We start from the raw sequence: 24,458 nt of genomic DNA, 5'->3' as shown, positions 1-24,458 counted from the left end.
AGTAATAAAGACCTGTCAGTATTTTGAGTGAGTAATGAATCTCGCAAGAGATTCACGTAGATTAACCATCTACAAACAGGAATTAAACTGAAGAGTTTGATCCTGGCTCAGATTGAACGCTGGCGGCATGCCTTACACATGCAAGTCGAACGGCAGCACGGGAGCAATCCTGGTGGCGAGTGGCGAACGGGTGAGTAATACATCGGAACGTGCCCAGTAGTGGGGGATAACTACGCGAAAGCGTAGCTAATACCGCATACGCTGTGAGCAGGAAAGCGGGGGATCGCAAGACCTCGCGCTATTGGAGCGGCCGATGTCAGATTAGCTAGTTGGTGGGGTAAAAGCTCACCAAGGCGACGATCTGTAGCTGGTCTGAGAGGACGACCAGCCACACTGGGACTGAGACACGGCCCAGACTCCTACGGGAGGCAGCAGTGGGGAATTTTGGACAATGGGGGCAACCCTGATCCAGCCATGCCGCGTGTGCGAAGAAGGCCTTCGGGTTGTAAAGCACTTTTGGCAGGAACGAAACGGTTTGCGTTAATACCGCGAACTAATGACGGTACCTGCAGAATAAGCACCGGCTAACTACGTGCCAGCAGCCGCGGTAATACGTAGGGTGCAAGCGTTAATCGGAATTACTGGGCGTAAAGCGTGCGCAGGCGGTTATATAAGACCGATGTGAAATCCCCGGGCTCAACCTGGGAACTGCATTGGTGACTGTATAGCTAGAGTGTGTCAGAGGGGGGTAGAATTCCACGTGTAGCAGTGAAATGCGTAGAGATGTGGAGGAATACCGATGGCGAAGGCAGCCCCCTGGGATAACACTGACGCTCATGCACGAAAGCGTGGGGAGCAAACAGGATTAGATACCCTGGTAGTCCACGCCCTAAACGATGTCTACTAGTTGTTGGGGGGGTAACCTCTTAGTAACGCAGCTAACGCGTGAAGTAGACCGCCTGGGGAGTACGGTCGCAAGATTAAAACTCAAAGGAATTGACGGGGACCCGCACAAGCGGTGGATGATGTGGATTAATTCGATGCAACGCGAAAAACCTTACCTACCCTTGACATGCCACTAACGAAGCAGAGATGCATTAGGTGCTCGAAAGAGAAAGTGGACACAGGTGCTGCATGGCTGTCGTCAGCTCGTGTCGTGAGATGTTGGGTTAAGTCCCGCAACGAGCGCAACCCTTGCCAATAGTTGCTACGAAAGGGCACTCTATTGGGACTGCCGGTGACAAACCGGAGGAAGGCGGGGATGACGTCAAGTCCTCATGGCCCTTATGGGTAGGGCTTCACACGTCATACAATGGTCGGTACAGAGGGTTGCCAAGCCGCGAGGTGGAGCCAATCCCAGAAAACCGATCGTAGTCCGGATTGCAGTCTGCAACTCGACTGCATGAAGTCGGAATCGCTAGTAATCGCGGATCAGCATGTCGCGGTGAATACGTTCCCGGGTCTTGTACACACCGCCCGTCACACCATGGGAGTGGGTTTTACCAGAAGTAGTTAGCCTAACCGCAAGGAGGGCGATTACCACGGTAGGATTCATGACTGGGGTGAAGTCGTAACAAGGTAGCCGTATCGGAAGGTGCGGCTGGATCACCTCCTTTCTAGAGTCAGCATGAAAGTAAGGCGTCCACACTTATCGGTTAGTTCAGTGTTACAGCCATGGGTCTGTAGCTCAGTTGGTTAGAGCACCGTCTTGATAAGGCGGGGGTCGTTGGTTCGAGACCAACCAGACCCACCATAGTAAATCAAGCGGTCCCGTGAATGGGTGCGTGAGAAATACGGGGGTTTAGCTCAGCTGGGAGAGCACCTGCTTTGCAAGCAGGGGGTCAACGGTTCGATCCCGTTAACCTCCACCATTTATTTGGTGATGGGAATAGTTGTTAGATGTCAGTGCTTAATGAGTGCTGACATCTGACTGCTGTCAGAAAGGCTGTGCATGTTCTTTAACAATTTGGAGTAGTAGTAAATGTGTGTTAACGATGAGCGAAAGCGACATTGTTGACCACGGGTTGTGATTGTATCAACCTATTCTTTTTAAAGTAGTTCTCAAAGATTTAGAGACTTAACTAAAGGAATACGGCACAACGTGACACTCAAAACTTATGATGGGGTTGTTTCGAAAGAGACGATTTCGTTATAGGGTCAAGCGAATAAGTGCATATGGTGGATGCCTTGGCGATTACAGGCGATGAAGGACGTTGTAGCTTGCGATAAGCTGCGGGGAGTGAGCAAACACACTTTGATCCGCAGATTTCCGAATGGGGAAACCCGGCCCTTTGGGTCATCTCTTCCTGAATACATAGGGAAGTTGAAGCGAACCTGGTGAACTGAAACATCTAAGTAGCCAGAGGAAAAGAAATCAACCGAGATTCCGAAAGTAGTGGCGAGCGAAATTGGAACAGCCTGCAAGATTTAGCATCAGTGTTAGTGGAACGGAATGGAAAGTCCGGCCATAGTGGGTGATAGCCCCGTACGCGAAAACACCGGTGTGGAACTAGGCTTGCGACAAGTAGGGCGGGACACGTGAAATCCTGTCTGAACATGGGGGGACCATCCTCCAAGGCTAAATACTCGTAATCGACCGATAGTGAACCAGTACCGTGAGGGAAAGGCGAAAAGAACCCCGGGAGGGGAGTGAAATAGATCCTGAAACCGTATGCATACAAACAGTCGGAGCCTCGTAAGGGGTGACGGCGTACCTTTTGTATAATGGGTCAGCGACTTACATTCAGTAGCAAGCTTAACCGAATAGGGGAGGCGCAGGGAAACCGAGTCCGAATAGGGCGTTCAGTTGCTGGGTGTAGACCCGAAACCGGATGATCTACTCATGGCCAGGGTGAAGGTGCGGTAACACGCACTGGAGGCCCGAACCCACTAACGTTGAAAAGTTAGGGGATGAGCTGTGGGTAGGGGTGAAAGGCTAAACAAATCCGGAAATAGCTGGTTCTCTCCGAAAACTATTTAGGTAGTGCCTCAAGTATCACCATCGGGGGTAGAGCACTGTTATGGCTAGGGGGTCATCGCGACTTACCAAACCATTGCAAACTCCGAATACCGATGAGTGCGAGCTTGGGAGACAGACGCCGGGTGCTAACGTCCGACGTCAAGAGGGAAACAACCCAGACCGCCAGCTAAGGTCCCTAATATATGCTAAGTGGAAAACGAAGTGGGAAGGCTAAAACAGTCAGGAGGTTGGCTTAGAAGCAGCCATCCTTTAAAGAAAGCGTAATAGCTCACTGATCGAGTCGTCCTGCGCGGAAGATGTAACGGGGCTAAGCATATAACCGAAGCTGCGGATCCTAGATTCATTTCTAGTGATGGTAGGAGAGCGTTCTGTAAGCCTGTGAAGGTGTCTTGTAAAGGATGCTGGAGGTATCAGAAGTGCGAATGCTGACATGAGTAGCGATAAAGGGGGTGAAAAGCCCCCTCGCCGTAAGCCCAAGGTTTCCTACGCAACGTTCATCGGCGTAGGGTGAGTCGGCCCCTAAGGCGAGGCTGAGAAGCGTAGCTGATGGAAAACAGGTTAATATTCCTGTACCGATGTTAAGTGCGATGTGGGGACGGAGAAGGTTAGGTCAGCCGGGTGTTGGATGTCCCGGTTTAAGCGTGTAGGTGTGCTCCTTAGGCAAATCCGGGGGGCTTAACTGAGGCGTGATGACGAGGCGGCTTGCCGCTGAAGTGACTGATACCCTGCTTCCAAGAAAAGCCACTAAGCTTCAGCTTAACACGACCGTACCGCAAACCGACACAGGTGGGCGAGATGAGTATTCTAAGGCGCTTGAGAGAACTCGGGAGAAGGAACTCGGCAAATTGGTACCGTAACTTCGGGATAAGGTACGCCCTTGTAGAGTGAAGATCCTTGCGATCGGAGCTCGAAGGGGTTGCAATAAAATGGTGGCTGCGACTGTTTAATAAAAACACAGCACTCTGCAAACACGAAAGTGGACGTATAGGGTGTGACGCCTGCCCGGTGCCGGAAGATTAAATGATGGGGTGCAAGCTCTTGACTGAAGTCCCGGTAAACGGCGGCCGTAACTATAACGGTCCTAAGGTAGCGAAATTCCTTGTCGGGTAAGTTCCGACCTGCACGAATGGCGTAACGATGGCCACACTGTCTCCTCCCGAGACTCAGCGAAGTTGAAATGTTTGTGATGATGCAATCTACCCGCGGCTAGACGGAAAGACCCCGTGCACCTTTACTGTAGCTTTACATTGGACTTTGAACCGATCTGTGTAGGATAGGTGGGAGGCTTTGAAGTGGGGACGCTAGTTCTCATGGAGCCAACCTTGAAATACCACCCTGGTTTGTTTGAGGTTCTAACCTTGGCCCGTTATCCGGGTTGGGGACAGTGTATGGTAGGCAGTTTGACTGGGGCGGTCTCCTCCCAAAGTGTAACGGAGGAGTTCGAAGGTACGCTTGGTACGGTCGGACATCGTGCCTAAAGTGCAATGGCAAAAGCGTGCTTAACTGCGAGACTGACAAGTCGAGCAGGTGCGAAAGCAGGACATAGTGATCCGGTGGTTCTGTATGGAAGGGCCATCGCTCAACGGATAAAAGGTACGCCGGGGATAACAGGCTGATACCGCCCAAGAGTTCATATCGACGGCGGTGTTTGGCACCTCGATGTCGGCTCATCACATCCTGGGGCTGTAGCCGGTCCCAAGGGTATGGCTGTTCGCCATTTAAAGTGGTACGTGAGCTGGGTTTAAAACGTCGTGAGACAGTTTGGTCCCTATCTGCCGTGGGCGTTGGAAGTTTGAGGGGGCCTGCTCCTAGTACGAGAGGACCGGAGTGGACGAACCTCTGGTGTACCGGTTGTCACGCCAGTGGCATCGCCGGGTAGCTAAGTTCGGAAGAGATAACCGCTGAAAGCATCTAAGCGGGAAACTCGCCTCAAGATGAGACTTCCCGGAGACTCGATCTCCCTAAAGGGTCGTTCAAGACCAGGACGTTGATAGGCTGGGTGTGGAAGCGCAGTAATGCGTTAAGCTAACCAGTACTAATTGCCCGTGAGGCTTGATCCTATAACGAAATTACCACCTCATCAGTTGGTGTCATAGTGTGATACTCACAACCTGTAAAATTTACTACACTCCCAATTGGACTTGCCCGCTAAGCAGCAGTCAACCTTCTTAGCCTGATGACCATAGCGCGTTGGAACCACCCCTTCCCATCCCGAACAGGACCGTGAAACGACGTAGCGCCGATGATAGTGCAGATTCCTGTGTGAAAGTAGGACATCGTCAGGCTTCCTTATTGAAAAGCCCTCACCTCACCGTGAGGGCTTTTTGCATTGGACTTTTGCTGGATGCTGATGAGGGGCTTTGCGCTACGCTGGTGAGGTAGCGCAAGCCTGATTGAAAGGGGGTGGGTTGTTTATTTCCCCCAGCTGTCTTTGAGGGTGACGATGCGGTTGAAAACCGGGCTTCCTGGCTTTGAGTCGATGCGGTCGGCCACAAAGTAGCCGTGTCGTTCAAACTGGTAGCGCGTTTCTGCCACCGCTTGGCTCAGACTCGGTTCCAGGTAGGCTTGGATGATGCGCCTTGAGCCTTCATTGAGATGCGCCAGAAAGTCCTGACCGCCACCATCCGGCTGCGCAACTTTGAATAAACGATCGTATAGCCTTACCTCCGCCTTCATGCTCCCCTTCTCCGATATCCAGTGAATGTTGCCTTTCACTTTGTATAAGTCGGCTCCGGGGGTGCCACTTTTACTGTCAGAAAAATAATCACAGTGGATTGCAGTGATTTTTCCATCAGCATCTTTTTCAGCCCCTTTGCATTCAATGACAAACCCGTAGCGTAAGCGAACTTTATTGCCAGGAAATAGACGGAAATAACCTTTGCTTGGTTGTTCCATGAAATCTTCACGCTCAATCCAGAGTTCCTTGCTGAGAAGGAAGGTACGTTTTCCTAATTCTGGATGATGCGGATGAATTGGTGCATGACATTCTTCTTGTTGATCATCTGGGTAATTGTCGATGATTAATTTGACTGGATCGAGCACTGCGATTGCACGTGGTGCCTTGCTATCAAGATCATCTCGTAAAGAGCCTTCTAGTACGCTCATGTCAATCCAGCTATCTGCTTTGGAAACACCAATACGTTCACAGAATAACTGAATGCTCTCTGGTGTGTAGCCGCGACGGCGGATACCAACAAGTGTTGGCATCCGTGGATCATCCCAGCCATCTACATGTTTTTCAGTCACTAACTGCAGTAATTTTCTTTTACTCGTGATTGCATAGGTCAAATTGAGTCGGGCGAATTCATATTGATGGGGTAAGGGCCTTTTAAAAATACCTGCCTCCGCCAATGCCTCTAGGATCCAGTCATATAGTGGGCGATGATCTTCAAATTCCAAGGTACAAATTGAGTGTGTAATATTTTCCAGTGCATCCGAAACGCAGTGTGCGTAGTCATACATGGGATAAATGCACCAGGCATCGCCAGTTCGGTGATGATGGGCATGACGAATGCGGTATATGGCAGGATCGCGCATATTGATATTGGGTGATGCCATATCAATTTTAGCGCGCAGAATATGTTCACCATCCTTGAATTCGCCACCTTTCATGTGACGGAATAATTCAAGATTTTCTTCAACACTGCGATTCCGAAATTCAGAATTTTTACCTGGCTCAGTTAATGTGCCACGGTTAAGACGCATTTCTTCGGCATTTTGCGAGTCAACGTATGCTTTTCCTTGTTGAATCAATACTTCGGCAAATTGGTAAAGTTTGTCAAAATAGTCTGAAGCATAAAACAGGTTGTCTGCATAACTAAAGCCAAGCCATTTGACTGAGTCGAGGATCGTATCAACATACTCGGTATCTTCTTTGACAGGATTCGTATCATCAAAGCGCATATGGCAGACGCCATCATAATCCCTCGCTAACCCAAAGTTCAGGCAAATACTTTTTGCATGGCCAATGTGTAGATAGCCATTGGGTTCTGGTGGAAATCGAGTAGCAATGACTTCTTTTTGACTGATGCCGCCGCCACGTTGCATGTAAGTACCTTGCGCCAGATCATTCTCAATGATTTGCCGAAGAAAATTTGATGGTGCTTCGATTTCAGTTTTATTGTCGACTGGTTTATTGCTCATGATGATCTTATTGAATGGGATGTTCTGATTTTAACTGAGGCTGGGCGTAAAGCCATTGTAAGGATGAAGCTAATAACGCGACTTATCTGAATCATCACACAAGGAGCGTGAAATGCAATCATGGATTAATACGCTGGCTTATTTGGGGCTGGCTTCAACAACTTTTATCAATATGGCGTTAGCCACAACTTGTCCTGCAGAATTAACTCACGTGAGTCCGCCACATCGTGTTCTGCTGGTTGAGTTATATACCTCGGAAGGATGTAGCAGTTGTCCGCCGGCAGATCACTGGTTATCGGGGTTGAGGAGCATTGACGATAATCCGAATCATTTATTTGAACAAATCGTACCGTTGTCTTTGCATGTGGACTATTGGGATTACATCGGTTGGAAAGACCGTTTTGCATCATCTGTATTTAGTCAGCGGCAACGTACACAAAGCGAGCTTGCCAAAAATCGTGTTGTATATACACCCGAAGTCATGGTGAATGGACGAGAGGCGCGAAGTTGGCGCAGTCTTGATCGTCAGTGGCTGCAATCCAAACGAGCTGAGATGGCTGCGGTACAAATTACCTTATCGGCCAAATCGGACGCCTCTACGATTCCCACAATGCAGTTATCTGCAACTATCCAACCTATTCCTGGTGTTAGCAATTCAACAGACTTGTCTGGCACACAGGCATATCTGGCAGTATTTGAATCGGGTTTGAAGTCGCAGGTGCGTGCCGGCGAAAACGCGGGCTCCGTTTTAAAACACGATTTTGTTGTCAGGCAATGGATTGGTCCCATTAACTTACAACAGGGTCAGGGTGTCGTTCAAGCGGCATTAAATTTATCAGCCGATGCCAAGCGTGAAGAACTTGGCCTGGCTGCTTTTGTTCAACAAAATAATGGTGAAATCCTGCAGGCAACCGCTATGCCATTGTGTTTTTCGCGGTAACTCAGGCGCTAAGTTTCGGCGCCAGGAAGTTCTATTTTGTGGAGTATGGCCAATAAATTAGTGCTTAAGTGCTTATTTACTACTTATTAAAAAATACACACTACCAGTATAATTTTTGGCATGATCAATCATAGTCGCCACTTTTCGTGGATCGATATGTCAATTCATGGGAATAAGCTGAAGCACGGGTCGTTGTTTGTGTTTAAAAACGACCCCTGGAGATTGCGCTGGCTTCTATGTCGTCTTATCGGATACTTGTTTAAAGACTAGACTTGCGCATCAGACATCTAACGAAGCGTTATTGTGAAATCCTATCAATTTAGTAAATTAATTAAATTTGTTTTATTGATAGTGAAGACCTAAAGTAGCGACATCGCAGTTTGATTAATGACTAACCAAGGAGCTTGATATGAAACGCCCAGAAATCAAAACGATGCAAAACCTTGAATCTGCCTTTGCCGGTGAATCCATGGCTCACATCAAGTATCGGTACTTCGCCAAGTTGGCACGCGCTGCTGGTGATGAAGAAACCGCTCGCACATTTGAGGAAACCGCAGATCAGGAAGTCATGCATGCCTTTGGCCATCTTGATTTGTTATATCCAGCCGCTGAAATTACCCCAGCCAAAGCTTTGCAAATTGCGATCGATGGGGAAACTTATGAGTACACCGAAATGTACCCAGGTTTTCGCCAACAAGCTGTCGTAGATGGCGATGCCGCAGCGGTGGCCGAAATCGATGAACAAATTGCTGAATCCAAAGTGCATGCTGCGCAATTTAAAACCACTTTAGAAAAAGCGGCCAAGCGTTTTGCTGCCCTGGCTAAAGTTGAAGAACGGCATGCCAACAACTACAAAAAAGCCCTTGAAAAAACCAAGGTTTAACCTGAGAACTCATACTGAGCTATAAACCCATCATTCTTATAAAGAGGAAAATCATGAAACTTTGGCAATGTGTTGTTTGTGGATTTATTTATGACGAAGCGCAAGGCTTGCCATCAGAAGGTATTGCCGCAGGTACTCGCTGGGAAGATATTCCCGAGAGCTGGGAGTGTCCAGATTGTGGCGTCTCCAAAGCAGATTTTGAGATGGTTCAACTCTAATTGCGTTAATGATTTTTACTGACGGCCTATAGATCTTTGATCTAAAGGCATACTTGAAGACTAATTTATGAATCCAATTATCATAATAGGCAGTGGTTTAGCAGGTTACACCTTGGCACGCAATCTTCGTAAGATTGATGCTGAGGTGCCGCTGCTCATGATTACTCAAGACGATGGGCATTTTTACTCCAAGCCCATGCTCTCAAATGCTTTTGCCCAAAACAAGACAGCAGAGCAATTGGTGACAACCGCCGCAGAAGTGATTTCTGAGCAGTTGAATATGACACTATTGACGCATACTCAAGTCACTGAAGTGGATTGCCAGGCCAAGCTTGTCAAAACTAACAAGGGTGAATTTAGCTATCGACAACTGGTATTGGCGATTGGCGCTGACCCAATTCGCTTGACTTTACAAGGCGATGCTACTGAGGATGTGCTGTCAGTCAATGATCTGCAAGATTATGCAAAATTCAGGAAAGCGCTTGAGGGTGTCAAGCAAGTAGCCATTATTGGTGCGGGTCTCATTGGTTGTGAGTTTGCCAACGACATGGTCAGCCAAGGTATTACACCGATTGTTTTTGATCCAGCAGCCTATCCCATGTCCAGTTTATTGCCGGAATTTGCGGCAAAAGACATGATCGCGCCTTTGCAACAGGCGGGTGTGCAATGGCAGTTTGGTAAAAGCGTAGTGGCAGTTAACAGGGTTGATGATGGCTATCAACTCATGCTCAGTAATGGTGAGCAGGTGGTCGTGGGTTTGGTGTTGTCAGCGATTGGTTTACGCCCACGTACGACATTGGCTAAAACAATGGGACTTGTGGTTAATCGTGGAATTGTGGTGAATGCATTGGCACAAACCAGTGATATTGATATTTATGCCTTAGGTGACTGTGCCGAATATACGCAAGGTGTTTTACCCTATGTCATGCCGATCATGAATGTGGCTAAAGCTTTAGCTGCCACACTGACTGGACAACCGCAACCTTATGACTTTCCGCCTATGCCAGTGAGTGTCAAAACACCCGCATGTCCAGTGGCAGTTCAACCTGTGGCAAAAGATCGCGTTGGGCGATGGGAGTCTTATGCAGCTGAGGAAGGTGAGGGCATTAAGTTGATCTTCAAAGAAAATGACGACCGTATTACTGGTTTTGTGTTGACTGGTAAGCGAGTTGCTGAGCGGATGGCAATGACCAAATTATTAAGCTGAATTTGGTTTGAAATAAGTATAAAAAAAGCACCATAGGGTGCTTTTTTTATTTATCTACTCAAACTGGCCTGCCCGACAGGAATCGAACCTGTGACCCTCAGCTTAGAAGGCTGATGCTCTATCCAACTGAGCTACGGGCAGTGGATGAGGTTTCAATTGACGGCAGGCAAACTGCCAAATTCGTGGTCGGGGTGGAGAGATTCGAACTCCCGACATCCTGGTCCCAAACCAGGCGCGCTACCAGGCTACGCTACACCCCGAAAGAACGAAAGTATAGCAGATGAAAATCCTGTGTGGTTGATTTTTTTGTTCAAAACATCGCATTCAGCTGTCTGGGTTTGAGATAAAAAAGTGTGATCAAGTTGGCAATCCATGATCGTTCAAGATGAACGGTGGAAATTATCAGACAGACGGTTTTATTGGTATGGAGGGATTTTCTATGATGCACCTATCAGAAATCCTGTTATTTCATCGGAAAGATGAGCAATCATGAACATGGTGCAGTTCAATAAACAATACGGCAGCGTTCAGGCACGAAAAAAGCAATCGGGTTTTTCGTTGGTAGAGCTGATGGTCACACTTGTGATTCTGTCGATATTGCTGGCAACCGGATTACCGGCAATGCGCTCTTTTTTGACAAATAATAAGGTTAGCAATATCTCCAATGAGTTTTTATCAGCGATTAACTACGCACGTTCTGAAGCCATCTCCAGAAATGGGCGCGTCATTATTTGTAAATCTGCTGTACCAGTCAACCCTCCGGTCAACTTTGTTCCGTCATGTTCCACAAGCGGTAGTGATTGGGAAAATGGTTGGATTATTTTTCAGGATGTGGCCAGTGGTTCTACATATAACGGCACTTATGACAACGGTACGGATGTTTTATTGAGAGTCAGAAATCCGATTGATGGTAATTACACCATTGGCAGTAATAACAATCGAAGATCTTTTACATTTAATTCAACTGGTCTTGCGAGCGTTGCCAATAGTACAACCATGACAATTGCACCAGTTGAAGGTGGTGCGTCGTCCAGTAGTCGAGCAATTTGTATTGATTCTACCGGGCGAGGAAGAGTCATCGATAACACTGCAAACTGCAATGCAGGTACTGTGACAGAGCGCTAGGAAAAGTGATGAAAAATTTACGACGACAAACTGGTATTACGATGATTGAAGTATTGATTTCAATACTGATATTTTCATTTGGCATGCTTGGACTGGCAGGTTTGCAAACAGCGGCATTACGTTATCAACAAAGTGGTTGGGCGCGTGCAGCAGTGGCACGATTGTCCTCCGAAATTTCTGATCGGGTGCGAGCAAATCTCGATGGAGCACGAAATGGTAGTTATCAATTTACCGGTGCTTATCCTTATCCATCGGCTGCCAATCCTCCTGCAGCCACAATTAATTGTCAGTCCAATATTTGTAATTCTGCACAATTGGCGCAGTACGATTTGAATCAGTGGGTTGCCACTGCAGTACGCGACATGCCTGGCGGATGGAGCAATATTCAAACAGTGACTTATAACAATGGATCACAACAAACAGTCAGAACAATCAGTATCACAATTTATTGGAATGATAAGGAGTCCACTGATACAGCGGCTGTATGTAGTGGTGGATTACCAATCACCAACAGAAACTGCTGCCCTAGTGCAGTGACAGCGGGTGTTCGCTGTTTGAATACTGTATTTATTCCTTGACCTGCGAATGATCATGATTAAAAAAGAACAAGGTTTTACCTTAATTGAGTTGATGGTTGGTATTACCATTAGCATGATTCTCGTCTGTGCGATAACTGCATCTTATATGGGAGCAAGACAATCAAATCGTGTAACCAGTGGTGCTCAGCAATTACAAGAGCAAGGCCGTAGCGTTCTCAATTATTTGGGGCGCTACATCGAGATGGCTGGCTATACTCCGTTTGTAAACGATTCTATTTCAAATATCTTACTAAATCCTTGGGATTCAACTGATGCGACAAATTTTGGTCTGGCGATCCAGGGGTGTGATGGAGGCTTCCAGGGAGCGCTAAGTAGTGACTTCAACTGTCGTATTGACTCGACCAAACCAGATTCGTTGATACTCGCGTTTAGAAGCAATGAGTCACTCGTGGCTGGAAATGACCTGTTAGGTGAGTCACTTGATTGTTTGAGACAAACTGTTAATCCTTTGCCTGGTGGCACAACGAGTTTAGTTATAAACAAATTCTTTCTAGTTCAACGTGTTTATACCGAGAATAGCGTGCCAGTCACTGTTAGCGAACTGTATTGTCGTGGTAATGGAAATACTGTCGCACAACCTATATTTAGTGGTGTTCAGGATCTGCAGATTTTGTATGGGATAGCAGCCACGGGATCCCAAGTTCCACAACAATATTTTCCAGCTAATCTGGTTACCGATTGGAATCAGGTAATTGCATTAAGAGTATGCGTATTAATGCGAACTATTGATTCTTCTATCACTGGTGATGCACGCACTTATCGGGATTGTCAGGGAAATATGGTAACGCCACCAAATACCGATACTTATCTATATCGTAGCTTTAATGGCGTATATGTGTTGCGTAATCGAGTTACGAGTTTCTTGGCAGGGGGTTAATAATGAAAAATCAGTTAAAAACCATGCATAGGAAAGAATTTCAAAGTGGCGTTACGCTTTTTATTACGCTAGTGTTTTTGGCAGTGTTAACTATGATTAGTTTGACAGCCATGCAAGGTTCAACGTTGGGTGAAAAAATAGCCAGTAACGAAATCGATAGAAATCTCGCATTTCAGGCAGCAGAGGCAGGATTGCGAGATGCTGAAAAGGATTTGTTATTTATACGAGCTGATGCCACGGCTTGCACGCAGACGCTTTGTAGACCAGATAGTCGCGTGAATGGGAGTTCAAATATTATATTAACTAATTTTTTGGCTACTTGTCCTAGAGGACTTTGTTCAAATGATCGGTGGCAGATTGCATCTTCATGGAATAGTGCAGTTAGTTACGGTACATATACGGGCGCTACGGCATTGCCCACTGTGGTTCAGCAGCCACGATACTTAATTGAAATATTTTCATTTACATCTGATGGTGGGAAAAGAAATTTTGTATATCGTGTCACTGCTCGTGGCTTTGGTGCAGTCATGTCATCACAAGTTACATTACAAGCAATGTACGTTTTAGAAGTCTAATAAATTTAAATGGGAAAAATATGTCTTCCTTTCCGAACGTTCAACTAGGTAAACAAAGGCTAACGGTTTTGTTTGTGTTGTCTTTATTTATGGTTTGGATAATGAGTGCCATAAATATTGCCTCGGCCCAGACAATTCCCAGACTGCCTCCACATATTGGTAAGAAGCAGGCATCACCGATGATCATGCTGAATATGTCGCGTGATCACCAGCTCTCCTATAAGGCTTATAACGAATATTCAGATTTGGATGGTGATGGCTCTCCAGAAACTTCTTATGCCAATTCGATTGACTATTACGGTTATTTTGATAGTAAGAAATGTTATCTTTACGATGCAGGTGCACAACAATTTAATCCATCAGCATTGACTACCAATCACTACTGTAATAATGCATGGAGTGGCAATTTTTTAAACTGGGTTTCGATGACCCGTATGGATGTAATTCGCAAAATTCTCTATGGTGGCTACCGTTCTACCGACAGTAATACTGATACGGTTTTGGAGCGTGCCTACTTGCCGACTGATGCACACTCTTTTGCAAAATACTACAGCGGTAACGACTTGAGTACCCTGATGCCAGTTGCCGCTAATGTCACTGAGATCAGTATTTGTAATACAACAATGGGTAGTAGTAATGGTAGTAATCGGGCATCACACACCAATACTAATCCCCCCTTAATGAAGGTGGCTATCGGTAATTATGCGCTATGGAATTCTAATGAGAGATGGCAATGCTACTGGAGCGAAGAAAAAGGTGCTTCAAATGGCAATAATCCTGCTGTTTCCGGTATCAATGCTTCAGCCAGCAATCCCAGTAAGGCGCTGAATGCAGTGGTGATTGGTGGCGTGCAGGGTGATTTTGTCGTACGTGTGAAAGTATGTGACCCTGCACTTTTAGGTGGTGAGGATGCCAAGTGCAAGCAATATCCAAATGGAAATAGAAAGCCTACGGGTCTACTGCATAAATATGGTGAAAACGATGAGGCAGAGTTTGGTCTCTTAACAGGTTCTTATCAGAAAAATATTTCAGGCGGCGTGTTAAGAAAGAATGTTGAATCATTTGCCAATGAGGTAAATACGACATCGGATGGCCGTTTTACTGCTGTGCAGGGTATTGTTTATAACCTTGATCGATTACGTATTTATGGATATGACTATTCTGATGGAACCTATATTGGCTTAGATGGTAATTGCACTTATCAATTAACTAGTTTGACCGAGGGGACTTGTGGCAGCTGGGGTAACCCCATTGGTGAAATGTATTTGGAAGTGTTGCGTTACTTCGCCGGTAAATCAGCAAATGCTGCTTTTGATTATGGATCTGGCAGCACTAAAGATGCAACTTTGGGTTTGACTCGACCAACTTGGGTGGATCCGTTTGGTAGAGCTGCTGCTATCCAAAATAAATATGGTGAAAAACAATGTAGACCAATCAATGTGATTAACTTCAATGCCAGTGTTACGTCTTATGATCATGATCAGTGGGGTGGTTATTCTGATTTGAATAGTGCCGGAGCAGTAAATACTTTGGCAGATAATGTGGCAAATAACGAGGGTATCGCTGGTAAACCTGTATTTATTGGTGATAATGGAATTACATATGATGGTTTCTGTACCGCAAAGGCAATTAGCGCTTTCTCATCTCTAAGGGGGATTTGCCCTGACGGCCCTACCTATCGTGGTAGTTATATTATGACGGGTGCTGCCTGGTCAGCCCATACAACGCCGATTAGAACAGATCTAACATTATCCACAGATACCAGCGATCCAAATTTCAAGGTTAAAACCTACGGCGTTTCATTAGCTACCGCTAAACCTAAAGTGGACATTCCTATCCCTGCCTTACCTGGTAAGTATGTTTCTATTCAACCAGCATATCGACTTGATTTACCTGATGGTACGCATGGTGGGGGTACTTTGGTTGATTTTCGAATTGTGAGTCAAAACAAGGCGGTCGGTACTGGTAAGTTTTTGGTGCAATGGGAGGATAGTGAACAAGGTGGTGATTATGATCAGGACGTTTGGGGTTATATTGAATATGCCATTGTTGGTACAACGCTCAATGTCACTACGTATACCGCTGGTGCTGCAACATCAAATCCTCAAGGTTTTGGCTATATTCTTTCGGGGACGGCTGGTGGAGTAGGTGATGGTCCTCATTTCCATTCAGGTATTATCGGATTTAATTATAATGACCCCGCGCCACCGCTTGCTGTGACACCGGTGACCCATATCAATGCAAGTGGTGGTTGCATTAATTGTCAAGTGCAACAGCCACCTACAACAGCAAGCTACAACATTGAAGGTACTGGCAGCAGTACCCTGAAAGATCCACTCTGGTATTCTGCCAAATATGGTGGCTTTACCGATTCAAATGCAGATAACAGACCCAATACTAATTATTCAACAGTTGATTTTTCTAATTCTACTTACGACTATAAGAATGATGCCATTTATGCAGCCGCGAATAAGGAGTGGGATGCAAAAGATGGTAATGGAAATGCTAGTGCAGATGGGATTCCAGATAGTTATTTCTATGCGATAAACCCAGCGCAGTTGGAGAAATCGCTGGAAACAGTATTTATCAGTGCAATTACAAAAAGTTCAAATGCGGCCGCACTGAGCAGTTCAAGGATTGGAGTCGGTTCGTCAGTTATTGATACAGGTTTTAATCCTGATGGTAGTGGGTTAATTTATGCGCGGCCTTTTGTGGTTTCTATTTCAGGAAATATAACAACTGTCGCTATTGATGAGACTGAGAGTGGGGCGTTATGGAAAGGACATGTTCAAATAAAAAATCAAAACTATGATACCGGTAGAACTATCATCTCCAATGATGGTAATAATGTCGGAGTCAAATTTCGATGGAGTGATCTCAATGTTGCGCAGAAGTTGGCACTCAACACCTTAAATGGTGCTACAGATAGCTTGGGTGCTAAACGTCTAGATTGGCTAAGAGGAAATCATGCTGAAGAAAGTGGTGTGTCAACTAGTAATGCAGGTTTTAGAAGAAGAACGAGTACCAATCCTGATTTAGTTGATTGGGTGTTGGGTGATGTAGCCAATTCAACCGGTTGGTTGATGACGCCTCCTGCTGCTACTTATTTTGACTCAGAAGCTCCCGGCTACAGCACATTTAGTTCAACATACAAAAATAGAACTAATGTCGCCTTTGTCGGTGCAAATGATGGTATGTTACATGCGTTAAGTCTAGTAACAGGTAATGAACTATTTGCCTATGTGCCCAATCAGCTTTACTCTAGATTATCTAGCCTGACTGATAAAGGTTACCAGCTTGCCAATTTTGTGGATGGTTCACCCCTGACTGGTGATATGTATGCTTCGTCAGCATGGCATACGATGCTATTTGAACCCTTGGGACGCGGAGGGCAGGGCATTTTTGCTCTGGACGTAACTGATCCATCTACTTACTCTGAGTCCAATGCAAGTACGATGTTCAAATGGGAGTTTACTGATGCTGATGATGTTGATCTAGGATATATCACTGGTCGTCCAGCTAGCTATACGGCGACATCATTGTCTAAACAGATTGGTAAGTTTAATGATGGTAAATACTATGTGATGTTTGGTAATGGTTATTTTAGTGATAAATCAGATAGCCATAGTGGGACTGGCCGCGCAGCTTTGTTTATTCTTGGTGCTGAAAAGAGTGGATCAACTTGGGTACTTGATACTAATTACAAAAAATTGACTGTTGGTGCAAAAGGCGATGGTCCAAGTAATGGGTTAAGTACACCGATTGGTATTGATATAGATAACAATAGTACGATAGATTATATTTATGCTGCGGATTTGAAAGGCAATATTTGGAAATTCGATGTCAGCTCCAGCTCCCCTTCAAGTTGGACAGAGGCCTTATCTGGAGAGCCACTTTATACAGCCAAAGATAGTGCTACCACTACAGGTCAGCCAGTTAGCTCTGCCGTGGTTGCTACACCACATAAACTAGGTGGCTGGATGATTAATTTTGCAACTGGTAAATCGATCACTTCCACTGATTATCCAACTAGTCAAATACAAACTGTATATGGGATTTGGGATAAAGCTGGATCGAAAGACGGTTCGGGGAACTTGATAGTGCAACCGGGCTCACCATTAGCGGCAGGGCGGTCAAGATTGCTGGCTCAGACAACAATTTCAGATAACAATATCTCACGAGAGTTCAGTGTTAATGCTATTGGAAATTGGACCAATTATGATGGTTGGTATTATGATTTGCCTGTTACTGGTGAGGTAGTACTGGATAATCCTGATACACCAGGAGGTGGTGTAGTTAGTTTCTTATCGATTCACCCGCAGGGTGGCGCAACAAGTTGTGGTAATAGGAACCTGAGTGTTTTAATGGACTTTGATATCTTTAGCGGTGCTGCTCAACAGATTGCCTATAAGTTTGAAGGTGCCGCAGGGGGAATGACTACCGGAAGAGTCAGTTCTCAATATTCAGGACAATCAGAAACAGTATCGATTCGAATCGTAAACTTGGATGGCTCCGGTAATCCTCAGGCAGCTATCACCCCAACCTCAAACTCAACCAAGTGTGGTAGTGCTAAGAGAGTGAGTGGTTCATCTAGTTCTGCTCATGGGAGTGCTATCAGCACTAGTTGTCCAACGATTGGCCGACAATATTGGCGTGAAATTATCAATAATTCTAAATAGGAACAGGTATGCTCAATAAAGCAAATAACCAAGGTTTTACTTTGATTGAGTTGATGATTGTCCTCGCGATCATCGGGATCCTTGCTGCCATTGCCTATCCCAGTTATACCGAACAGGTAAATCGTGGCAGAAGGGCTGATGCACAATCGGTGTTATTGCAGGCGAGCCAATTTATGGAAAGATATTTCGTCAATAATAATTCTTACGCTGGTGCGGTCTTGCCAACAGGATTCTTGACTGCCCCGTCTGGTGCACCAGCTGGGGAGCAGAATTATGATATTACAGTCACCATTCCTAATGCCGGTACGAGCTATCAGTTGACTGCAACACCTCGATCCGGTGGTCCAAATGATGGTGATAAGTGTGGTAATTTCATTATTACTAACACAGGCCAGAAATCTGTTTCTACGTCAGCTACAGATTGCTGGGGACGATAGTATTAAATAAAGTTATATCACTATATGAACAGTACACATGCCAGATTAGCTCTGGCATTTTTTTTTGCACTGATCGTACATCTTGCAATATGGATGATATGGTCATCTGAAAATGTCAGCGCTAGTATTGTCACAGCGGTTCCAGCCAGTTATGGACAAATCATATTATCCGAGCAAGGTCTTCAAACAGAGATTGCCCAGAATCTGTCGACAAACTCTGACCAAAGTACTGTTTTGCTACCCCATTTGCTTATGGCTAAAAAAAGTCATGAGAGACTGGTAAATGGGCTGCATTCAAATAGTTATTCATCATCAACTCAATCAGAGGTGGATGCGACTTTAGAAAAACAGGCTTATTTTGAGTTGCCTGATCTAGACCAGGCTGCTGAGCCTGAGAATCAATTATGGATTGATTTGACTGGTGTCGATATGACTAATGATATTCAAATTATTGTTGAGGTTTTTATTTCAGAAACGGGTCACGTTGATAAGGTTATTTTCCCCGAATCAGCCAACGACACAGGTATCGAGAAAATTATTGAACGTGATATCCGCCAAACGCCATTTATCCCGGCCGTTCGGCAGAATATGAAAGTCCCAAGTCACAAGTTCATCGAGTTTGCTTTTGGACCATAATACGTCTTTACTGATTGAAGACCAATCATTGACGACGTTATGAATTCATCTGATTTTGACATTTGGGCAATGCGGCAGGCGCTAACTTTGGCAGAGCATGCGCTTTACAGCAGCTCGCCAAATCCTCGGGTTGGCTGTGTACTGGCCTTAAATAATAAAATTATCGGAGAAGGTTTTACGCAAGAGGCCGGTAGAAATCATGCCGAGGTTGAAGCGGTACTGGATGCTCAGCGGCGTGGTAATTCAGTTGCAGGAGCTACGGCTTATGTGACCTTAGAGCCATGTAGTCATTTTGGGCGAACACCACCTTGTGCTGATATGCTTATTGCAAATGGTATCGCAAGAGTGGTCGTGGCGATGGAGGATCCCAATCCAGTGGTTTCTGGACAAGGGCTTGCCAGATTAATATCTGCTGGCATGGATGTTTCAGTTGGTTTAATGGCTACTGAAGCGACAGAATTGAACCTCGGTTTTGTTAAGCGCATGAAAACTGGATTGCCATGGTTTCGACTTAAAGCTGCGATCAGTCTTGATGGCTTTACTGCGTTACAAAATGGGCAAAGCCAATGGATTACTTCCGAGTCGGCCCGATCAGATGGGCATCATTGGCGCGCACGTGCCTGCGCCATCTTGACGGGTGTTGGAACCATTTTGGCAGATGATCCTTTATTGAATGTGCGTCATGTTGCTACATCTAGGCAACCCCCTCGATTCATTGTTGATAGTCATCTAAGAATTCCGCTTACTTCTCGAATTTTGGCTGAGAAGGGCATCACAATATTTTATTGTTTGGCAGATTCGCACAAAACACAGGTACTTGCAGAAATGGGGGTAGAGGTTTGTCCATTACCTGCTACGGAGTCCAATCAGGTTGATTTGACTGCTTTAAAAGCCGAGTTAGGGCGCCGTGCTTATAATGAAGTACATATTGAGGCTGGTGCAGAGCTGAATGGCGCATTGATTCGTAACAAACTGGTCAACGAGTTATTGATTTATCAGGCTCCTGATTTGTTGGGAGGTGGTAAAAAAATGGCCAATTTGCCTGTGTTAGCAAAACTGGATGACAAGCAGCAGTTGAAATTTAGTGCCATTGAACAAGTGGGGCGAGATCTACGGATTCTTGCTAGATTTGAAAATGATGTGTAGGTAGATATGTTTACTGGAATTATTCAGGCTGTGGGTGAAATAGCCGAGATCAGACCAATTCTGCAAGGTGTTGCGTCAGGGGTTCGCTTGACCGTCAAGACCGGGGGCTTACCTCTACAAGATGTCCAGCTTGGCGATAGTATCGCCATTAATGGAGCCTGTATGACGGTGGTTCAGAAACTTGATGATGCTTTTGTGGTAGACGTTTCGCAGGAAAGTCTGAGTAAGACGACCGGATTGTCTGAGGTCGGCAAGGTGAATCTTGAAAAGGCCATGACGCTTACTGATCGACTTGGTGGACATCTTGTTTCTGGCCATGTTGATGGGCTCGGTGAGGTCGTATATTTTGCACCGTTGGCTGAGTCTTGGGTGCTTCAGATCAAGACACCTTTGGAGCTGGCTCGTTTTTTGGCATACAAAGGCTCCGTGGTGGTAAATGGTGTCAGCTTGACTGTTAATGCGGTTGAAGATTTGTCGGATGGCTGTATGATCAGTATCAATTTGATCCCGCACACGATGACTGCCACTAATTTGGGTCAGTTAACAGCAGGAAGTCGCGTCAATCTTGAAATTGACCTCATTGCACGATATGCAGAGCGGATTCTCAGCCTGCAAAATATCCAAGTCGGTTAAAATCCCATCCCCTTTCTGAGTTTTTTATGGCTATTGCTTCCCCACTAGAAATTATTGCAGACATTCGTGCTGGTCGAATGGTGATCCTGGTTGACGATGAAGATCGTGAAAATGAAGGTGATCTCATTATGGCCGCTGACTTTGTCAATGCTGATGCCATCAACTTCATGGCCAAGGAAGGTCGTGGTTTGATTTGTCTTACACTGACGCGTGAACGTTGCGAGCAATTGCAACTACCTTTGATGGTTGAGCGTAATGGCGCTGCACATGGCACCAATTTCACGCTTTCCATTGAAGCTGCTGATGGTGTGACTACGGGTATTTCTGCGGCCGACCGTGCTCGTACAGTACAGGCTGCCGTTGCTAAACAAGCCAAGCCAAATGATATTGTTCAGCCAGGACACATTTTCCCGCTGATGGCGCAGGAGGGTGGCGTGTTGATGCGTGCCGGACATACTGAAGCAGGTTGCGATCTGGCGCGACTCGCTGGTTTGACGCCTGCTGCTGTCATTTGCGAGATCATGAACGACGATGGCTCCATGGCCCGACTACCTGACCTGATTGAGTTTGCCAAGCGGTTTGATTTGAAAATTGGCACGATTGCTGATCTGATTCAATATCGCAGCGCGACGGAATGTATGGTTGAACGCGTTTGCGAGCGGCGGTTAAAGACTAATGAAGGGGAATTCAATACCATACTTTATCGGGATAAACCGACGGGTGAGGCCCATATTGCCTTGTTCTGTGGCGATATTGAGGCTGATAAACCGGTCATGATCCGTGTCCATGAACCGCTATCCATTATGGATATTTTGGAAGTTGGGCGTGTCACGCATACCTGGACTGTGCCGGCAGCGCTTAAGGAAATTGCGAAAACTCAATATGGTATTGTGGTCCTGCTGAATTGTGGCCAAAGTGCAGAGGATTTGTTTGCTGAATTCAGCGTATCTGATCAATCTCTGGAGCGTGCGGCACGAAAAAGTAAAAACGATCTGCGCAACTATGGCATTGGTGCTCAAATTCTCAAAGATCTGGGAGCCAGAAAAATCCGCGTTCTTGGATCGCCTCGGAAAATACCGAGCATGGCAACCGGTTACGACCTTGAAGTGTTGGAGTACCTCAAATTTGGTCGTTGATGTTCTGTGATCGATGGCTGATTGATCACAACTAATATAGTTTTTAAAAGGATGTATATGGAAACCGGTTATGTAAGTCCTAATATGGCGGCCGAGGGGATGCGTATTGGTATTGTGCAGGCACGCTTTAACGAGGCTGTGGTGGAGGGGCTCAAAGAAGCCTGTATGGATGAGTTGGGCAAGCTAGGTGTCGCGGGTCAGGATATTTTGTTGGTGACTGTGCCAGGCGCGTTAGAAATTCCATTAGCTTTGTCTCAGATGGCCGAATCGGGTCAGTTTGATGCGTTGATTGCCTTAGGTGCAGTGATTCGCGGTGAAACCTATCATTTTGAATTGGTCGCCAATGAAAGCGGTGCAGGAATTTCACGTGTCATCCTTGATTTTGGTATCCCGGTTGCGAACGCTGTGTTGACGACAGAAAATGATGCTCAAGCCGAAGCCAGAATGGTGGTCAAAGGTAAAGAGGCAGCCAAGGTGGCGGTTGAGATGGCTAATCTTGTCGGTATGCTCGATAGTCTGAAAGACGAGGGTTAAGACCTTATGAAAAGTGCCCGCCGCAAGTCCAGAGAACTCGCTTTACAAGGCTTGTATCAATGGCAACTCTCTCAAAATGAGCCTGGTGTGATTGATGCCAATTTACGTAGTACCCCTGGATTTGATAAAGCCGATCTGGCGCTTTACAAACAACTGTTTTATGGGGTGATTGAGCAAGTTGGTGGGTTGAGTATTGGTTTACAACCCTTATTGGATCGTCCAGTAGAGGATTTATCGCCGATTGAAAAGGCGATTTTGTGGTTGGGTACTTATGAGCTGCGTAATATGCTTGATATTCCTTATCGCGTGGTGATTAATGAAGCCGTTGAACTTGCTAAAACTTTTGGCGGTTTGGACGGTTATAAGTATGTCAACGGTGTATTGGATAAATTTGCCCTGGAAGTTCGTCAGGCTGAAATTGAGCACGCCAAAAACAGATAATGAACCCATTCTTAAACAATAAAAAACCGGCTTCAAGCCGGTTTTTTATTGTTATTTCTGTCGTTCATTCAGGCGGCTTTCTTGATGCTAATAGCGTCGTTTTCTATTCGTAGCGACTGAGCTTCATTGGCTTCTCTGGATTTGCTGTCATCTGCCGCATCTGGGTGATTGATCTGATTTTGATTAGGAATCGCCGCCTTGACAGTTGGCAAAGGCAATGGTGGCGCGGTAAAGTTAACCGGTTTGCCACGCGCAACATCACGCAGACGATTGTATTCAGCAATGACTTTAACGCCATAGCCACCGTCACCTTCAGTTGTTGAGCCGACATAACAACGTAGACCGGCTTCCAGCGAGCCGCCACGAGCGATACAGTCCTTGAGAATCTGCACACCTACCCGTAAATTGGCTAAAGGATCCAGTGCAGCTTTGACACCACCAAAGTTCTCAAATTTTTCTTGATGAACTTTTGACATGACTTGCATGATGCCTTGCGCACCCACACCACTTTCAGCAAATGGATTAAAACCCGATTCCACGGCCATCACGCCAAGAATCAAATGGGGATCAATGGATTTTTCTTTCCCAACAAGATAAGCCTCGCTAACCAGTAGATCAGTGGCTTCCTGTGCGAGGTGGAAGCGACGAGCAATATAATTTGAAACCAGGGTTTGTGGTTTGGTTTTTAGTTGGGCATCAATTACATTGTCGGCATTGTTATCAACTTCAGGGGTAAAGTCGTCTTTGGTAGCAGCTTTGCCATCGTTAGTCGATTTGGTAAAGAAGCTAGCTATCATGTGAATTGATCGTGATACCGAGGAGGACATGGTACTGTCATCAGCCTCTTGGGCAAGAATGTCATTGCGATCAATGGATGCGACGCGGTCAAATTCTTCTGCAATGAATTCCAGTCCACTATGAACAGCAGTTTCAATCAGCGTTGGACGTATCCATATAGAAAGAATCACGCAAAGCACACCAATACCAATGATGGTGAGAGTATTATGCAGGCAGGTCATGAGGCCGGATTTGCAGTCTTTGAAAAAGAGCAAAATTGGCGCTTCATGAATCGGTTTAAGATTCATGCTCGTATTCATCTATTTCCCCAAAAAAAGAGCCAACCACTTTTATATATTCTGCGATTTCGGTATGAATCGTCTTTGGGGTAAAAGTCGTTGAACGTGGGTTATTAAGGTTTGACTCGTCGTGTTAGAAGCCAAAAAACATGAAGCAAAAGCGCTTTTCTCGAATTTGAGCGTAGTCTAGGGG

Annotated in this window: 18 protein-coding genes, 4 tRNA genes and 3 rRNA genes; 21 read left to right on the top strand and 4 right to left on the bottom strand. The window is 45.8% G+C overall.

Annotated elements, in window-relative coordinates:
- Positions 1 to 84 precede the first annotated feature (84 nt).
- The 5 genes from ACMYR3_RS12900 (at position 85) to rrf (ending at position 5,265) form a co-directional block, all read left to right on the top strand.
- Positions 85 to 1,616 (top strand): 16S ribosomal RNA (locus tag ACMYR3_RS12900).
- Between the two features lie 60 nt (positions 1,617 to 1,676).
- Positions 1,677 to 1,753 (top strand) — tRNA-Ile (locus ACMYR3_RS12895).
- A gap of 42 nt (positions 1,754 to 1,795) precedes the next feature.
- Positions 1,796 to 1,871 (top strand) — tRNA-Ala (locus ACMYR3_RS12890).
- Between the two features lie 284 nt (positions 1,872 to 2,155).
- A 23S ribosomal RNA gene (locus tag ACMYR3_RS12885) occupies positions 2,156 to 5,040 on the top strand.
- Positions 5,041 to 5,152: 112 nt separating this feature from the next.
- A 5S ribosomal RNA gene (gene rrf / locus ACMYR3_RS12880) occupies positions 5,153 to 5,265 on the top strand.
- The 16S, 23S and 5S rRNA genes sit together here with 2 tRNA genes alongside, the layout of an rRNA operon.
- Before the next feature lie 127 nt (positions 5,266 to 5,392).
- Here the strand turns inward: rrf and ACMYR3_RS12875 are convergent.
- The gene (locus ACMYR3_RS12875) at positions 5,393 to 7,123 is read right to left on the bottom strand and encodes a glutamine--tRNA ligase/YqeY domain fusion protein (protein ID WP_424192342.1); all 1,731 of its coding nucleotides are present in this window, start codon (positions 7,121 to 7,123) and stop codon (positions 5,393 to 5,395) included.
- A gap of 112 nt (positions 7,124 to 7,235) precedes the next feature.
- Here ACMYR3_RS12875 and ACMYR3_RS12870 point away from each other — a divergent pair, with 112 nt between their 5' ends.
- The 4 genes from ACMYR3_RS12870 to ACMYR3_RS12855 all read left to right on the top strand — a co-directional run bounded on the left by ACMYR3_RS12870 (position 7,236) and on the right by ACMYR3_RS12855 (position 10,371).
- Complete coding sequence (locus ACMYR3_RS12870; protein WP_424192341.1) at positions 7,236 to 8,063, top strand: DUF1223 domain-containing protein; 828 nt, start codon at positions 7,236 to 7,238, stop codon at positions 8,061 to 8,063.
- Between the two features lie 409 nt (positions 8,064 to 8,472).
- Entirely contained in the window at positions 8,473 to 8,946 is a 474-nt protein-coding gene (locus ACMYR3_RS12865; RefSeq protein ID WP_424192340.1) for a rubrerythrin family protein, read from the top strand.
- 53 nt (positions 8,947 to 8,999) lie between these two features.
- Positions 9,000 to 9,164, top strand: a complete 165-nt coding sequence (locus ACMYR3_RS12860; RefSeq protein ID WP_424192339.1) for a rubredoxin — start codon at positions 9,000 to 9,002, stop codon at positions 9,162 to 9,164.
- A gap of 67 nt (positions 9,165 to 9,231) precedes the next feature.
- Positions 9,232 to 10,371, top strand: a complete 1,140-nt coding sequence (locus ACMYR3_RS12855) for an FAD-dependent oxidoreductase (protein WP_424192338.1) — start codon at positions 9,232 to 9,234, stop codon at positions 10,369 to 10,371.
- 64 nt (positions 10,372 to 10,435) lie between these two features.
- On the opposite strand, the gene ACMYR3_RS12850 is transcribed toward ACMYR3_RS12855, so the two are convergent.
- Positions 10,436 to 10,512 (bottom strand) — tRNA-Arg (locus ACMYR3_RS12850).
- Positions 10,513 to 10,554: 42 nt separating this feature from the next.
- Positions 10,555 to 10,631: transfer RNA gene (locus ACMYR3_RS12845), tRNA-Pro, on the bottom strand.
- Positions 10,632 to 10,860: 229 nt separating this feature from the next.
- On the opposite strand from ACMYR3_RS12845, the gene ACMYR3_RS12840 reads away from it, so the two are divergent.
- Genes ACMYR3_RS12840 through nusB form a run of 12 tightly spaced genes read left to right on the top strand, consistent with a single transcriptional unit; the run spans position 10,861 to position 23,189 of the window.
- Complete coding sequence (locus ACMYR3_RS12840) at positions 10,861 to 11,496, top strand: GspH/FimT family pseudopilin (protein WP_424192337.1); 636 nt, start codon at positions 10,861 to 10,863, stop codon at positions 11,494 to 11,496.
- A gap of 8 nt (positions 11,497 to 11,504) precedes the next feature.
- Positions 11,505 to 12,074 (top strand): type IV pilus modification protein PilV, encoded by a 570-nt coding sequence (pilV, locus tag ACMYR3_RS12835; protein ID WP_424192336.1) that lies wholly within the window; start codon positions 11,505 to 11,507, stop codon positions 12,072 to 12,074.
- Between the two features lie 13 nt (positions 12,075 to 12,087).
- A complete protein-coding gene (locus tag ACMYR3_RS12830; RefSeq protein ID WP_424192335.1) occupies positions 12,088 to 12,972 on the top strand; it encodes a PilW family protein in 885 nt (294 codons plus the stop codon).
- A 2-nt stretch (positions 12,973 to 12,974) separates the two neighbouring features.
- Positions 12,975 to 13,547 carry a pilus assembly PilX family protein gene (locus ACMYR3_RS12825; RefSeq protein ID WP_424192334.1) on the top strand — a complete coding sequence of 191 codons (573 nt, stop codon included), beginning with the start codon at positions 12,975 to 12,977 and terminating at the stop codon, positions 13,545 to 13,547.
- 20 nt (positions 13,548 to 13,567) lie between these two features.
- Positions 13,568 to 18,226, top strand: coding sequence for a pilus assembly protein (locus ACMYR3_RS12820; protein WP_424192333.1), 4,659 nt, complete (start codon positions 13,568 to 13,570; stop codon positions 18,224 to 18,226).
- Between the two features lie 8 nt (positions 18,227 to 18,234).
- Positions 18,235 to 18,663 (top strand): type IV pilin protein, encoded by a 429-nt coding sequence (locus ACMYR3_RS12815; RefSeq protein ID WP_424192332.1) that lies wholly within the window; start codon positions 18,235 to 18,237, stop codon positions 18,661 to 18,663.
- Positions 18,664 to 18,687: 24 nt separating this feature from the next.
- A complete protein-coding gene (locus ACMYR3_RS12810; protein ID WP_424192331.1) occupies positions 18,688 to 19,299 on the top strand; it encodes a hypothetical protein in 612 nt (203 codons plus the stop codon).
- A 39-nt stretch (positions 19,300 to 19,338) separates the two neighbouring features.
- A complete protein-coding gene (ribD, locus tag ACMYR3_RS12805) occupies positions 19,339 to 20,445 on the top strand; it encodes a bifunctional diaminohydroxyphosphoribosylaminopyrimidine deaminase/5-amino-6-(5-phosphoribosylamino)uracil reductase RibD (protein ID WP_424192330.1) in 1,107 nt (368 codons plus the stop codon).
- Between the two features lie 6 nt (positions 20,446 to 20,451).
- Positions 20,452 to 21,078: a riboflavin synthase gene (locus tag ACMYR3_RS12800; protein WP_424192329.1), complete on the top strand. Its 627-nt coding sequence runs from the start codon at positions 20,452 to 20,454 to the stop codon at positions 21,076 to 21,078.
- Between the two features lie 26 nt (positions 21,079 to 21,104).
- Complete coding sequence (ribBA, locus tag ACMYR3_RS12795; RefSeq protein ID WP_424192328.1) at positions 21,105 to 22,214, top strand: bifunctional 3,4-dihydroxy-2-butanone-4-phosphate synthase/GTP cyclohydrolase II; 1,110 nt, start codon at positions 21,105 to 21,107, stop codon at positions 22,212 to 22,214.
- A gap of 57 nt (positions 22,215 to 22,271) precedes the next feature.
- Positions 22,272 to 22,748 (top strand): 6,7-dimethyl-8-ribityllumazine synthase, encoded by a 477-nt coding sequence (gene ribH, locus ACMYR3_RS12790; RefSeq protein ID WP_424192327.1) that lies wholly within the window; start codon positions 22,272 to 22,274, stop codon positions 22,746 to 22,748.
- Positions 22,749 to 22,754: 6 nt separating this feature from the next.
- A complete protein-coding gene (gene nusB / locus ACMYR3_RS12785; protein WP_424192326.1) occupies positions 22,755 to 23,189 on the top strand; it encodes a transcription antitermination factor NusB in 435 nt (144 codons plus the stop codon).
- Between the two features lie 68 nt (positions 23,190 to 23,257).
- On the opposite strand, the gene ACMYR3_RS12780 is transcribed toward nusB, so the two are convergent.
- Positions 23,258 to 24,274 carry a transglycosylase SLT domain-containing protein gene (locus ACMYR3_RS12780; protein WP_424192325.1) on the bottom strand — a complete coding sequence of 339 codons (1,017 nt, stop codon included), beginning with the start codon at positions 24,272 to 24,274 and terminating at the stop codon, positions 23,258 to 23,260.
- Positions 24,275 to 24,458 lie beyond the last annotated feature (184 nt).

This window comes from Ampullimonas aquatilis (assembly GCF_049675895.1).
Taxonomy (GTDB): domain Bacteria; phylum Pseudomonadota; class Gammaproteobacteria; order Burkholderiales; family Burkholderiaceae_D; genus Ampullimonas; species Ampullimonas aquatilis.
The sequence above is the reverse complement of the archived record's forward strand: the minus strand, read 5'-3'. Positions and strand labels throughout refer to the sequence as shown.

Bases quoted from the DNA above. Each gene is read 5' to 3' on its own strand.
- pilV (WP_424192336.1), top strand. From the start codon at position 11,505: ATGAAAAATTTACGACGACAAACTGGTATTACGATGATTGAAGTATTG.
- ACMYR3_RS12840 (WP_424192337.1), top strand. From the start codon at position 10,861: ATGAACATGGTGCAGTTCAATAAACAATACGGCAGCGTTCAGGCACGA.
- ACMYR3_RS12870 (WP_424192341.1), top strand. From the start codon at position 7,236: ATGCAATCATGGATTAATACGCTGGCTTATTTGGGGCTGGCTTCAACA.
- ACMYR3_RS12860 (WP_424192339.1), top strand. From the start codon at position 9,000: ATGAAACTTTGGCAATGTGTTGTTTGTGGATTTATTTATGACGAAGCG.
- ribD (WP_424192330.1), top strand. From the start codon at position 19,339: ATGAATTCATCTGATTTTGACATTTGGGCAATGCGGCAGGCGCTAACT.
- ACMYR3_RS12830 (WP_424192335.1), top strand. From the start codon at position 12,088: ATGATTAAAAAAGAACAAGGTTTTACCTTAATTGAGTTGATGGTTGGT.
- ribBA (WP_424192328.1), top strand. From the start codon at position 21,105: ATGGCTATTGCTTCCCCACTAGAAATTATTGCAGACATTCGTGCTGGT.
- ribH (WP_424192327.1), top strand. From the start codon at position 22,272: ATGGAAACCGGTTATGTAAGTCCTAATATGGCGGCCGAGGGGATGCGT.
- ACMYR3_RS12810 (WP_424192331.1), top strand. From the start codon at position 18,688: ATGAACAGTACACATGCCAGATTAGCTCTGGCATTTTTTTTTGCACTG.
- ACMYR3_RS12800 (WP_424192329.1), top strand. From the start codon at position 20,452: ATGTTTACTGGAATTATTCAGGCTGTGGGTGAAATAGCCGAGATCAGA.
- ACMYR3_RS12820 (WP_424192333.1), top strand. From the start codon at position 13,568: ATGTCTTCCTTTCCGAACGTTCAACTAGGTAAACAAAGGCTAACGGTT.
- nusB (WP_424192326.1), top strand. From the start codon at position 22,755: ATGAAAAGTGCCCGCCGCAAGTCCAGAGAACTCGCTTTACAAGGCTTG.
- ACMYR3_RS12875 (WP_424192342.1), bottom strand. From the start codon at position 7,123: ATGAGCAATAAACCAGTCGACAATAAAACTGAAATCGAAGCACCATCA.
- ACMYR3_RS12780 (WP_424192325.1), bottom strand. From the start codon at position 24,274: ATGAATCTTAAACCGATTCATGAAGCGCCAATTTTGCTCTTTTTCAAA.
- ACMYR3_RS12825 (WP_424192334.1), top strand. From the start codon at position 12,975: ATGAAAAATCAGTTAAAAACCATGCATAGGAAAGAATTTCAAAGTGGC.
- ACMYR3_RS12865 (WP_424192340.1), top strand. From the start codon at position 8,473: ATGAAACGCCCAGAAATCAAAACGATGCAAAACCTTGAATCTGCCTTT.
- ACMYR3_RS12855 (WP_424192338.1), top strand. From the start codon at position 9,232: ATGAATCCAATTATCATAATAGGCAGTGGTTTAGCAGGTTACACCTTG.
- ACMYR3_RS12815 (WP_424192332.1), top strand. From the start codon at position 18,235: ATGCTCAATAAAGCAAATAACCAAGGTTTTACTTTGATTGAGTTGATG.